20 protein-coding genes are annotated in these 10137 nt (G+C 59.7%); 13 read left to right on the top strand and 7 right to left on the bottom strand.

What is annotated here, in order from left to right:
* The 3 genes from AC1DR6_RS15910 to AC1DR6_RS15900 form a co-directional block, all read right to left on the bottom strand.
* Positions 1–265, bottom strand: a 265-nt coding sequence (locus tag AC1DR6_RS15910) for a hypothetical protein (protein WP_476830216.1), incomplete at its 3' end; no start/stop codon positions are given.
* Complete coding sequence (locus tag AC1DR6_RS15905; protein ID WP_476827358.1) at positions 265–441, bottom strand: hypothetical protein; 177 nt, start codon at positions 439–441, stop codon at positions 265–267. The genes AC1DR6_RS15905 and AC1DR6_RS15910, both read right to left, overlap by 1 nt.
* A gap of 707 nt (positions 442–1148) precedes the next feature.
* On the bottom strand, positions 1149–1400 hold the full coding sequence (locus AC1DR6_RS15900; RefSeq protein WP_476830215.1) for a helix-turn-helix domain-containing protein: 252 nt from the start codon (positions 1398–1400) through the stop codon (positions 1149–1151).
* Between the two features lie 112 nt (positions 1401–1512).
* On the opposite strand from AC1DR6_RS15900, the gene AC1DR6_RS15895 reads away from it, so the two are divergent.
* From AC1DR6_RS15895 to AC1DR6_RS15850, 10 genes are all read left to right on the top strand, one after another.
* The gene (locus AC1DR6_RS15895) at positions 1513–1908 is read left to right on the top strand and encodes a hypothetical protein (protein ID WP_476830214.1); all 396 of its coding nucleotides are present in this window, start codon (positions 1513–1515) and stop codon (positions 1906–1908) included.
* 3 nt (positions 1909–1911) lie between these two features.
* Complete coding sequence (locus tag AC1DR6_RS15890) at positions 1912–2271, top strand: S24 family peptidase (RefSeq protein WP_476830213.1); 360 nt, start codon at positions 1912–1914, stop codon at positions 2269–2271.
* A 106-nt stretch (positions 2272–2377) separates the two neighbouring features.
* Positions 2378–3184: a hypothetical protein gene (locus AC1DR6_RS15885; RefSeq protein WP_476830212.1), complete on the top strand. Its 807-nt coding sequence runs from the start codon at positions 2378–2380 to the stop codon at positions 3182–3184.
* Between the two features lie 14 nt (positions 3185–3198).
* Positions 3199–3654, top strand: coding sequence for a hypothetical protein (locus AC1DR6_RS15880; RefSeq protein WP_476830211.1), 456 nt, complete (start codon positions 3199–3201; stop codon positions 3652–3654).
* Positions 3651–3824, top strand: coding sequence for a hypothetical protein (locus tag AC1DR6_RS15875; protein ID WP_476830210.1), 174 nt, complete (start codon positions 3651–3653; stop codon positions 3822–3824). The genes AC1DR6_RS15880 and AC1DR6_RS15875 overlap by 4 nt, the downstream gene beginning before the upstream one ends.
* Positions 3825–3913: 89 nt before the next feature.
* A complete protein-coding gene (locus AC1DR6_RS15870) occupies positions 3914–4234 on the top strand; it encodes a hypothetical protein (RefSeq protein WP_476830209.1) in 321 nt (106 codons plus the stop codon).
* Entirely contained in the window at positions 4231–4524 is a 294-nt protein-coding gene (locus AC1DR6_RS15865; RefSeq protein WP_476830208.1) for a hypothetical protein, read from the top strand. The genes AC1DR6_RS15870 and AC1DR6_RS15865 overlap by 4 nt, the downstream gene beginning before the upstream one ends.
* 74 nt (positions 4525–4598) lie before the next feature.
* Positions 4599–4937: a helix-turn-helix domain-containing protein gene (locus AC1DR6_RS15860; protein ID WP_476830207.1), complete on the top strand. Its 339-nt coding sequence runs from the start codon at positions 4599–4601 to the stop codon at positions 4935–4937.
* Positions 4938–4960: 23 nt separating this feature from the next.
* A complete protein-coding gene (locus AC1DR6_RS15855) occupies positions 4961–5872 on the top strand; it encodes a tyrosine-type recombinase/integrase (RefSeq protein WP_476830206.1) in 912 nt (303 codons plus the stop codon).
* 149 nt (positions 5873–6021) lie between these two features.
* Complete coding sequence (locus tag AC1DR6_RS15850; RefSeq protein ID WP_476830205.1) at positions 6022–6258, top strand: hypothetical protein; 237 nt, start codon at positions 6022–6024, stop codon at positions 6256–6258.
* A gap of 801 nt (positions 6259–7059) precedes the next feature.
* Here the strand turns inward: AC1DR6_RS15850 and AC1DR6_RS15845 are convergent.
* On the bottom strand, positions 7060–7251 hold the full coding sequence (locus AC1DR6_RS15845; RefSeq protein ID WP_476830204.1) for a hypothetical protein: 192 nt from the start codon (positions 7249–7251) through the stop codon (positions 7060–7062).
* Positions 7252–7757: 506 nt separating this feature from the next.
* On the opposite strand from AC1DR6_RS15845, the gene AC1DR6_RS15840 reads away from it, so the two are divergent.
* Both AC1DR6_RS15840 and AC1DR6_RS15835 read left to right on the top strand, forming a co-directional pair.
* A complete protein-coding gene (locus AC1DR6_RS15840; RefSeq protein ID WP_476830203.1) occupies positions 7758–7955 on the top strand; it encodes a hypothetical protein in 198 nt (65 codons plus the stop codon).
* Positions 7956–8011: 56 nt separating this feature from the next.
* Positions 8012–8293: a DUF982 domain-containing protein gene (locus AC1DR6_RS15835; protein WP_476830202.1), complete on the top strand. Its 282-nt coding sequence runs from the start codon at positions 8012–8014 to the stop codon at positions 8291–8293.
* A gap of 187 nt (positions 8294–8480) precedes the next feature.
* Here the strand turns inward: AC1DR6_RS15835 and AC1DR6_RS15830 are convergent, their stop codons facing one another.
* Together AC1DR6_RS15830 and AC1DR6_RS15825 are read right to left on the bottom strand one after the other, a co-directional pair.
* Complete coding sequence (locus AC1DR6_RS15830) at positions 8481–8735, bottom strand: hypothetical protein (RefSeq protein ID WP_476830201.1); 255 nt, start codon at positions 8733–8735, stop codon at positions 8481–8483.
* 349 nt (positions 8736–9084) lie between these two features.
* On the bottom strand, positions 9085–9447 hold the full coding sequence (locus AC1DR6_RS15825; RefSeq protein WP_476830200.1) for a hypothetical protein: 363 nt from the start codon (positions 9445–9447) through the stop codon (positions 9085–9087).
* A 21-nt stretch (positions 9448–9468) separates the two neighbouring features.
* On the opposite strand from AC1DR6_RS15825, the gene AC1DR6_RS15820 reads away from it, so the two are divergent.
* A complete protein-coding gene (locus AC1DR6_RS15820) occupies positions 9469–9882 on the top strand; it encodes a DUF6894 family protein (protein WP_476830199.1) in 414 nt (137 codons plus the stop codon).
* Positions 9883–9929: 47 nt separating this feature from the next.
* On the opposite strand, the gene AC1DR6_RS15815 is transcribed toward AC1DR6_RS15820, so the two are convergent.
* A complete protein-coding gene (locus AC1DR6_RS15815) occupies positions 9930–10127 on the bottom strand; it encodes a hypothetical protein (protein WP_476830198.1) in 198 nt (65 codons plus the stop codon).
* Positions 10128–10137: the final 10 nt, after the last annotated feature.

Genomic DNA, 10137 nt, shown 5'->3' with positions numbered 1-10137 from the left:
TGCATTCGAGGACTTCGCGATAGGCGCGGTAGTGGTCGTGAAGGGTGCTCCACGCGTCGAGCAGTTCGCCGTGCAAGCGGTCGAACACGGCAGCGTCGCGAGGCGCGTGCTGGAGCACGAGAAGCATCTGCACGGTGAGGCCGCGCATCGTCTCGGTCGTCAGCGCCGCCGCGATGATATGCGGCTCGATCGGCAAGGGCGGAGCCTCATCTGCGATGGATGCGGTCGTGACGCCGGGGTGAAGCTGATGCACGTCTGCCGACATCACGCAGCCGCCTGGTGCTGCGTGCGGATCGTTGCGAGCTGGGCGCGGATCAGAGCCCGTACCGTGCTCGACAGCGAGGTGTCGCGACGCTCGGCTTCTGCCTCAACGGCAGCGCGTAGCTCGGGCTCGACACCGCAGATAATGGTCGCGGTTCGCTTGGCTTTGCTGGAACGCATGATTTGCCTCCGATTGTTGGGAGGAATCATGCGCTATTTCCGGATTAAACTCAATGATATCAGATATTTAGACAGGTTATGCCGCAGCGTGACGGGGCATGCCATGGCGTGCTTACACGGACGGGAAGTCCGACAAATCTTTCGTCTATGCTGTTGAAATATGGCGCCGGGTCTGCTGATCGATAGGTTGCACCCCACCTTTTACCCCACTCCTAAGATGCGCTTGAGACGCAAGGCCGTAGTGTTGTCGCACTTTAGGCCATCCGGAGCCGCTTAGGCCGAAGCGCGGCTGTTATTTGGTGAGGCCCGTTGCCCCAGCTAACGTGTGGACGGCCTAGTAGCGTAGAATCGCTATTACCTGCTTTTTGGTTGAGCGGCTCGCGCGCGAAGAACTATTTCTGACGCTAGATTTAGTACCGTTTTCCGATTGTCCTGCATGAAGGCGTTCACTCCCATTGGATAAGGCTTCTGTGTACTTAGGTAAGATTCGGCAAGATTTTTTTCCTGTAAACTACAGGATGAAAGCACCACTTGAGAAATTGACGAAACGTCAGATATTTTGTCGTCTAGTTCTTTTGTTGATTTTGATAGGCAGTTTTTGAGCTGTTCCAGTCGTGTTGCGAATGCTGTGCTGGTAGACTGAGCATCTGCCAGATGCGGCATCATCAAGATAGCTAGAATTACAGCTGGGCTTAGAAGTTTCACGTTCATAGACCCTTCTCTTCGGACTTCGCCAGTCGTACGCCTGGCTGGCCGTGATTCAGAAACTCGACGCCGGCCGCCTCTAATGCCCCTTGAACACGTTTGATCGTATCAAGGCCGCTGGTCAGCGTCTCAGCGCCCTTCCACTCCATTTTTCTGATCGTCGTAACGGCAACGCCACAGCGTTCCGCTAAGTCCGCTTGCTCCATGCCGACAAGCGCTCGGGCTGCCTTGAGCTGATATCCGGTCGTGAGCACCTGAACCCCTTTAAAATGTGGCGAGTGATTTTAATAATCACTTTGCGCTTGACAGGAATGCTGGACTTGAGTGATTGTGAAAATCACAATAGACGTTCTTAGCAGGTCACAAATGCCCCTAGCAAGCCTTCACAGTAACGCTGGCATCGCCTTCAACAAAAGCGCCATCATGCGCCGCGCCTACCAGATCGGCCGCTTTGCTCTCCAGCTCGGCCGGGCGCGCCGCGAGCCAGCGTCCGAGATCAACCGTACCCTGTCACGCTCGCTGACGAAGGCCTGGGCGGAAGCCAAGGCTGAGGCTTATGCGCTCCGCCAGCGCGCCACGATCGACGCCGATACGAAGGCCCGTGTCGCGCTGATGGAACGAGACGCCGCCGCCTTAGCTGCGTCCTTCCGCAACGACCCGGCCGCGATCCGCTTCGAGATCGAGCGCGAGAACTATCGGCAGCATTTCCAGCCCTCTCGCATCGATGCTCTGCGCGGTGCCCTCAACAGCATTGGAGCCTGAGCTATGGACCTTTTTCCGCCCGCCCTTCGTCCTGACACGTTCCAGTCTCCCGGCATCCGAATCTCGCCCGTGCTCGGCGACAACATGGAACCGACGCTGCGCAGCCGCTTCGATTACGTCGTGTGCGCGCCTACCGATCGATATGACGGCGAGGGCCTGTATCTCATCGACCAGATGGGGGCCGGTGTCGTCTATCGCTGCCAGTGCGGCGGCAACGGCCTGATCTGGCTGCTGAGCGACAACAAGCATTATTCGCGAAAGACGGTCACCCCGGAGCAGTTCTCCGAAATCGTTCTTGCCAAGGTCGTTGCTGACGTGAAGGTCCGTGACGAGGGGACTTTGCGCTGTCTCGTCCAACACTAGGAAGGCGCACCTTGTCTGGGGAGAGCGCCACCTACTCCCGCACCCTCGGATTGTTCTAATCAACAACGCCACCGCTTAACCGCCCTCGACATCGCTGGAGATACCAATGCTCAACGTCACCGTTGCGGCAGCCGCTACCGGCTTGCCTTCTGCCATCTTCAACCGCCGCCGGATGCTGTTGGGCCTCGCTGCCGCATCCACCGCCGCCGCTGGCCCGGTTGCCATCGCCGCTAGCCGGCCGGCAGCGGTCGAGGCTGCGGAACTGCTGGACCTGGGGGCAAAGACGGCTTTCGTCCTCGCCGACTATCACAGCGCAGTTTCGGAGCGCGCAGCCATCATGACGGCCTGGTCGCCCAAAGCGCCTATCGCTCCTCCGGAAATTCTATGCCCTAGCGGTAGCGGCCGGCCCCGGCGCATTTTGGAACGGTGCGCACCTCATCACTGGCAGTCCAACGTCCGCACCCGAGAGAGCTTCGAGACAGATATCGCGTGGTGGTCCGACGCCCCCTCTTTCCGCAAAGGCACCAAGCCCGAGACGGTCGCCAAGAGGCTTGCGCACCGTGCCGAACTGGTCGCCCAGGCCAAGACGAACCTCTCGACCCTTGAGCAGTACGAAGCCGATTTTGCGATGCTGGAAAAGGCTTCCGGCATCCGTGCCGCGATCAAGGCGCACCTGGCCGCATTGGAGATTCTCGCAGCCCATGTGCGCGAAGTGATGGCCCTGGAGCCTTCCACCATGGCCGGCGTGCTGATCCAAGCCGAGGCGCTAGAGGCCCTAGGCCACGCCCCGGCCTTCGAGCGGATGGCGTGGGAAGGGGACCGCCTTGCCGCGCGTGGCTACGGCGAGCGCATCGCCGCCTCAATCCTCCGCATCGCCGGCAACGCCTGGAACCGACAACCCCTCCCTTCCTAGAGGAGTGCTCTTCCATGACCATTGCACGTCGCCAATTCCTCCAATCCGCCGTTGCCTCTGTCGCGGTTGCGGTCCCTGCCATGCTGCCCGGCTTCGTGATGTCGCCGGCAGCGGCGTCGATCCTCAAGGCCGCGCCCTATGTCCCGGCCTCGGGCGATGCCGAGTTGATCCGTCTCGCAGCACAGTTTCATGCCGTCGCTGCCGAGCAAGAGGATGTGGTCGCACGTCTCGGCGCGATGCCGTCGCTGTCAGCCGAGGACTGCGCCGCCGCTGATGCCGAAATCGACAGGCTCTATGTCGATTGGGCGGGGACTTCGGATGCCTGCTACGAAATGGCTCCGACCACGCCCGCCGGCGCCGTAGCGCTCCTAGGCGTCATCCTCGCGCGAGATGCGGACTTCATTGACGACGAGCCGATGAAGGGGCTCCGCGTCCTGCACGGCGCGATGCTCGCGATGGTGCGCGCATGAGCCCGATCCGCATCAACCGTCAGCGCGGCAAATCAACACCCGCGCGCTCCCATGGGCGCAAGCCTGTCACCCTCCCGACGTTCAGCTTCTACGGCCATCTGCCCGTCATCTACATCGATGGCGAACTGGTCATGGGGCGCCGCGTCATTTCGATGGAGCCGCGCCGATGAGCTTGGTCGATCTCCGTCCGTTCGCCCCGCTTCCCGCTCAGCGGTGCATGGCAGAACCGCTCCCGCCCGTATCTCTCTCGGATCTCCTCTTGCCGCTTTCCGATAGCGACCTTGTCGAAGTTGAAGCTACCCTCCGGGAGGTCGCGACGCTGCTGAGCAAGACGCCCGGTGCAGCAGGCAGCATGCGCCGCCGCGTCGGCATCATCATGGATTGCCTGCTTGCAGTCGCTGACCAGTTGGATGGCGACACTGAGTTAGAGGACGGCGCCGACCAAGAGACCGTCTGCGAGGACGAGGGAGCACAGTGCGAAGACGAAGGCGCCGCCGATGACAACGGGATTGCTGACGACGATGGCAGGTCCGAACAGTGGGGCCATCAAGATCAGCACGGCGCATGGGTGCACGGATGAACGTTCGCGACATCACCGCCGCCATTGCAGACGATGACCGCAAGGCGATGCGCCAGGGCTTTCGTGCCTTGGTCGATCCGAGCGAAGACCGGGTGCAGGCAACAGCTCCTGGCTTGCTCGTTGTCGCCCTCAACCGGCTTTGCGTGGCGCTGAAGGACGACGCCGCCATGATGCCGCCCGAGACCTGTATTGCTCTCGATCTCCCGGCCGGCGCCACCTATGCCGAAGGTGCCGCAAAAGCGAAACGAGATAGTGCAAGGCTGGCACGGCATCTGATGACTTGCGGCTGACGCCCAAAGGTCGACCAAAACGATCAGGATGGTCCACGATTGCGCCGTGGCAATTAGGCCAGGAGACTGCAGTGATGCCTTCGAAGCCCGGCTCCATCCTCCAGCCTGAACGTATTCGTGCGGATCGCGCGGCGGCAATCCTGGGCATCCAAACCCGCACCGTCCAAGCGATGGCACTGCGTGGCGAATTGCCGAATGCGGCCAAGATCGGTGGCGTCTGGACGTTCGATGAAGCCGCGCTTCGCAACTACATCAAGGAACGCATTCAATGCCCGCAAAACCCAAGGCCCCTAAGCACACGTACTGGCGCGGTGAAATCCTCTGGTCGAGGTTCTCAGTTCGCGGATGCGAATATCGAGAAAGCTTACGAACAGGCGATGTCAAAATTGCGCGGGCGCGGGTCGCCAAAATGAGAGACCGGGCTATTGGCGCTTTGGTGTTCGGCGACAATCGGAAGACGTGGGAAGATGCCGTCATAGGTTGGTCCGGGCATATTTCCGAGTCGGTCGCAGCCACGACGCAGCGCCGCTATTGCGTATCGATTTCCCAATTCAAGCCGGCTTTTGCAGGCAGGTTTATTGACGAGATCGATAAAACGGATGTGCTCGCTTTCGTTAAAGCCCGTCGAGCTAGCGTCACGAACGCGACGATCCGCCGTGACCTCCAGGCGCTTTCATCCGTGATGCAATATGCGGAGCTGAATGACTGGCGGACCGGCAATCCTGCCAAGCTCATCATGGAGACGTTGCGCGAGCGCCGCGACCCGATCGCCCTCCCGACCGAGGACGACTTCGCTTTCATGCTCACCCGCCTCACCCCAATGATGGCGGCGTTGATGATAACGGCGCGGGCTACAGGCGCTCGTCTTGGCGAGCTTATGTCGGCAAAGCGTTCGCAGCTCGATCTCCACACTGGCGTTTTGACGGTCATTGGGAAGCGTAACAAGCGTCGCGCGATCAAACTCAGTCCAGATACTGCCAAGCTGCTCGACAGTCTGCCGGCACGCAGCCCAAACATGCGAATTTTCCCTTCCAAGCCAAGCGAGAGCGAGAATGCATCATCGCTCTTCAGCAGAGCCACCCGTTCAGCACGAAGCACGGCCGCTGAAATCGGGCGCGAATTCACCGGCTTTCGCTTTCACGACCTGCGCCATTGGTTCGCCGTGGACTGGCTGAAATCGGGCCGCTCGATCTACGACCTTCAACAGCACCTAGGCCATTCCAGCGTCAGCACGACGGAGATTTATCTGGAATTCCTCACGGTCGATCAGAAAGATGCCGCAAAGCGCCCTCGTGAGGTTAGCCAGTACGTCGCAGCGCCCGAAGCTCACCTGATGACGGCGGCGTAATCCATTACGGCTTCCGAGGCCTCCTCCGTACCCGCGATACGGTTTCCCTTTCTCCGATCGGCAGTGGATGGCAGCAATCACGCGGAGGAATTATTGACTCCGTATAGGCATTCGTTCTTATTTTGTTCTCATCAGAGGGAGCGGAACCGATGTCAGCGCAGCCAGCCCAACAACCTGCTGAAGACAGCACGCTTGACGCCGAAGTGACGGGCATGATGGCAGATTTGCTGGACGAGCACGGTTCTGAAGCGGCGGCGCTGCGCGCTCTCGCACATGATTTTATCGTGCTCCTGGCGGATGCGGACCGATCGGTTTCTCGTGGCTATCTGCGCGGGCTGTTTTCGCAAGGCGCACGTCCGGTCCGCGAGCCCGAGACGGATCGATGAGGCGTAAGGGTGAGTTGTCGCCCGCTGGCGTCGATCATGGCTGGCCGCATCAAGTCGCGCTGGAGCTTGTGATAGGTCACGGGTTCGGCAGCCTGCACGCGATGGGACCGTTGTCTTCCTTGTGCTCGCGAGGTCATGAGGTCGCGCATGATGGCAAGCACTATCGCGTGTTCTGTTTCTCAGACCCCGATCAGGCAGCGCGCTTCCGCGACATCATGGGCGGCCTCGACTTTGATCCTCGCGACCGGGGACGTGGTGCCAACTGGAACACTTGGTATCGTGGGCGTGGGGCTGAGCGAGACGTAAAACGGGCAGCCAGATTGCGATGACATACCATGACTGGCCGTCACAGAAGCTCGGCGTCGCCATCTCCGGTATCGGACGGGCCTTCATCGGGGACAGTCCACGCATCTCGAACGTACCAGTCATGCGAGCTGCCGCATGCAGCGCAGCCGAAGATGGTCCGTTTTTGCATATTCGGGTGGAGCAACTTCGTTGCCGACTTTTCTCCGGTATTGACCGGAAGGCCCGTTTCAGGGCAGCGGATGGCAATTCCGAAGCCTGGCATTCTCAGTCAACCCAGTGCTTCGGGACAAAATACCCAAACGCCGCCGCAGCTATCAAGGTGAGGATAAGCGCGACTGCATCGGCAAAAATCACAGGAGCCCCTCGCGGCCATTCTGGCCTGATTGGGCCACTATCCTAACTTCACTTTCCAATTCTTAACGGCGTCTCGGTACCAAAGATCGATCAGCGCAGCCCGCGCGGGGCGCGGCGAGGACCCGGAAGCCATGCCCGCAATCAGCTTCGTCCCTTGCTCTCGCGCGCTTTGAGAGACGCATCCCTGAGCTGACGGATCAGGACCGGGCCTTCAATCTGTCGATGATCGAAGCCTTCGCGAACCAACTGGCGGCGAATGTCTTCGATCGAGTCAGGCCCGGCGGTGTGAGCGATTTCGAAAGCGCGCTCAAGTGCTGTCTTCTTTGCAGTCATCGGCTCCGTATCCAAGCCTGGTAGATCCTGTTGATCATGCTTCCGCTTGCGGATCTTGGCCTTAGAGCGTGCAACCCTTCCCGGTCCTCGCGCACTGCTAAGGGGTCGCACACCGTCAAGATCATCCGCTTTAGTTAACCAAGTAAGATTGAAATGACGAGCTGTGGCAACGATCACCGCCCAAGCTAGTTGGATAACATATTCTTATTTGGTTTTGGTGGTCCATGAATGAATTATCAGTGATATTTGGTATGACGACTATCGCTTGGTTAGCTTGGATGCTGACCAGAAGGTATGAGATTTGATTATCCAGCCACCAGAAAGCTGTCATTGACGCTTGCTCACACGAGCATCAGCAGACGCTCACATGCTGTAGTGGAGATGGACGACGACGAACTGGCCCAGCGTGCCGTGGAGCGGTTTCGTATGAAGGCTGTTTAACAGTAATGCTCCTGTACACCGTCGAACATCCGTGACTTCAGTTGCCCACTGAGCGAGGCTGACCCATGGACTTCATCTACGGCTTGGGAGTGGTGTCGGCGTTGAACCTCGCGTTGACCCTGTTGACAGGCAAGGTCGTTACCCGACACGGCCCGATTGATGCAAAAGCGCATCCGCGAACGGTTGCAATCGAATTTTGCAGCAGCGTCCTATTTCTGGTGCTCGCTCTGCTGACGGGGTTTTATCAATGGATCGCCGGCTAGCGCGCCTGGGCCAGCATGATCTCCGTCCTCTGGCTAGTAGTTCGTCGCTTCGTGACATGACGGAACGAATTGATGCGGGCGGCATTGTCTGCGTCATGCCGCTGCATTGGTTCTCCCCGCCCGTCTATGTCGCCACCAAAAAGGTCGGGGAGCGCTATGCCGTCAGCAATGTCGAGCGAGCGGCAGAGTTCCTGCTGAGTTGGCGCGGAGAAGGCGCAGGTGAACTATGGCGTCAGGCCGTGAGCGAATGCATGGCTGCGATCAAAGGACAAACGCCGGCCGAGGAAGCACGATCTGCGTTTGAAGCTGCCGCCCAAGAATGCGGGCAAATACTATAGGCCAGGTGCCTATCATCGCGAACAGGGCCAAGGATGTCGAGCCAATCGGATAGCTCGATTGAGGTCTTTGGAACGGCGGCGGTTTCGAGACGAGGCCGTCCGTTATCGCGCACTGCGAACCCGAGCTATGCTCAAGAAGGATAGCGCCCCAACAGTCGATCACCTGCGACAGGAATGGCCGCTGCCATCATCGGTGACGTTGGGTTCCGCCGTCATCCGCGACCGCCGGCCCTGTCCTTCCTGATGCATGCTCGACTCGACCGATCACCGCTAGATAGCGGTCGCTCGAATGCATGACCGCTACAACGATATTGCTGCCGTCTTCGCAGATTAGTTGCAGCCTGTTGTGTAGCGCCAAAGGGTCCAGTTTCGCCGTATCACAGAGGAGATAACCGGCGCGGCTGTCATCGTAAACGCTGCCGAACTGATAGGTGACAGGCATTTTCTGTCTGTCGTGGAGAAGGAGCGTTCTTTGACCGCAATGCATGACGGCTCTCCTCGTGCGCGTGAATGCGTGCCGCAGCTGTCATCCCGAAACAGCATTCACACGACCGCGACAGCTTTTAAAACGTGGCTCGGGTTACGACGCTTTAACTTATGATGCTGGCCGCCATTTTTCCTGACGGGCAAGGTCAATTAGCTCGAGCGTGCCACCGCGACACCGATCTGGCGATCAAGGCCGGCCCTGTTCTTGGAAGCGCAAAAATACAAATTAACTTCATACGCGTTTGCCGCCTTGGGCGTCGTCATCAGCGCATCGGTGACGAACAGCTCCAGCTCCGTGCGCGCATCTAGTGTTGCGCTGGCCCCCGAACGTGTCCGGACCGCGCAATCTCCTCAACGTATTGTTTCCGGGTCGAAGCGATGTTGGGCAGGCCTTTATGTTCGAGCCAGGCCAGGAACTCGGCGGGCCGCACGGTGACGACTTGGAGCGCTTTCCCGCGAGATAGCCACTCACTGATGACGCTGGTTGCCTGACGATGCCAAGCCTCGTAGTCCCCCGGCGTCTCGTCGCGGTCACTGGCAAGCTCTCGAAGCTGAGCGAAATCCTCGCGCTCGTACCACGGCAGCGCGACGGTGTAGGTTTTCGTGTCCGGTTTCGTGATAGCCCCCCGGCAGGACAGCAGTTCTAAATAGGGTTGCAGAGCCGTCAAGACTGTCCGTGCTGCGGCGACATGCAGCCCAAGCAGGAGCCGTCTACGTTCGCCGGGAACCGCCCCCGCTGGTCAGCATTTCTCCTCAGAGGAGTGCTACCGATGCCGAAGTACCATTTCACGACCGATGACGGTAAGCCGGCGTCCCCAGACGTGTCCGATCACGAATTCCCAAATGACAGGGCCGCGTCCGATGCGGCTCAAGAGGCGCTCGCCGACATGGCGCACGATGCCCTGCCGGACGGATCTGCGGTCGATCTCAATGCCGATGTGGACGATGCAGAAGGCGCTCGCATCTACGAGGCATCTCTGAAGTTTCGCGGCAAGACCGGTGAAGAGATTCAGGCCGATCATGCGCAGCGAGAGGCCGATGCCGAGGAAGCGACGGAAGCCATTGTGCGCGCGCTAAACGGGACCGAGCCGCGTCGCTCCTAGGCTGTCGCCCGGTCGCGCTTCGGAGTGCCGGGCTTTCTAGTTTTGGGTCAATGCTTCCGCTTTCGGGCGTCGGCGGCCACGGCGAGCAAGCCCTTTCCGATCTCCTCGGCGATGTCTGGATCGCAGCCCCAGGCAAGCGGTTCCCTATCGGAGTAGCGGAATACCACCACGACCTTGCCCGTCGTTTCATGATGACCGCCCTCCCAGGCTTCGACCTCGATGACCTTTAGCTTTTCCTTGGGCAATCCAGCCTCC

This window comes from Allobosea sp. P5_A5 (assembly GCF_056400625.1).
This window is presented reverse-complemented; position numbering and strand designations above follow the sequence as displayed.

Coding starts and splice junctions, on each gene's coding strand:
- AC1DR6_RS15905 (WP_476827358.1), bottom strand. CDS start 441: ATGCGTTCCAGCAAAGCCAAGCGAACCGCGACCATTATCTGCGGTGTC.
- AC1DR6_RS15895 (WP_476830214.1), top strand. CDS start 1,513: ATGCCCCTAGCAAGCCTTCACAGTAACGCTGGCATCGCCTTCAACAAA.
- AC1DR6_RS15890 (WP_476830213.1), top strand. CDS start 1,912: ATGGACCTTTTTCCGCCCGCCCTTCGTCCTGACACGTTCCAGTCTCCC.
- AC1DR6_RS15885 (WP_476830212.1), top strand. CDS start 2,378: ATGCTCAACGTCACCGTTGCGGCAGCCGCTACCGGCTTGCCTTCTGCC.
- AC1DR6_RS15880 (WP_476830211.1), top strand. CDS start 3,199: ATGACCATTGCACGTCGCCAATTCCTCCAATCCGCCGTTGCCTCTGTC.
- AC1DR6_RS15875 (WP_476830210.1), top strand. CDS start 3,651: ATGAGCCCGATCCGCATCAACCGTCAGCGCGGCAAATCAACACCCGCG.
- AC1DR6_RS15865 (WP_476830208.1), top strand. CDS start 4,231: ATGAACGTTCGCGACATCACCGCCGCCATTGCAGACGATGACCGCAAG.
- AC1DR6_RS15860 (WP_476830207.1), top strand. CDS start 4,599: ATGCCTTCGAAGCCCGGCTCCATCCTCCAGCCTGAACGTATTCGTGCG.
- AC1DR6_RS15850 (WP_476830205.1), top strand. CDS start 6,022: ATGTCAGCGCAGCCAGCCCAACAACCTGCTGAAGACAGCACGCTTGAC.
- AC1DR6_RS15845 (WP_476830204.1), bottom strand. CDS start 7,251: ATGACTGCAAAGAAGACAGCACTTGAGCGCGCTTTCGAAATCGCTCAC.
- AC1DR6_RS15840 (WP_476830203.1), top strand. CDS start 7,758: ATGGACTTCATCTACGGCTTGGGAGTGGTGTCGGCGTTGAACCTCGCG.
- AC1DR6_RS15835 (WP_476830202.1), top strand. CDS start 8,012: ATGACGGAACGAATTGATGCGGGCGGCATTGTCTGCGTCATGCCGCTG.
- AC1DR6_RS15830 (WP_476830201.1), bottom strand. CDS start 8,735: ATGCCTGTCACCTATCAGTTCGGCAGCGTTTACGATGACAGCCGCGCC.
- AC1DR6_RS15820 (WP_476830199.1), top strand. CDS start 9,469: ATGCAGCCCAAGCAGGAGCCGTCTACGTTCGCCGGGAACCGCCCCCGC.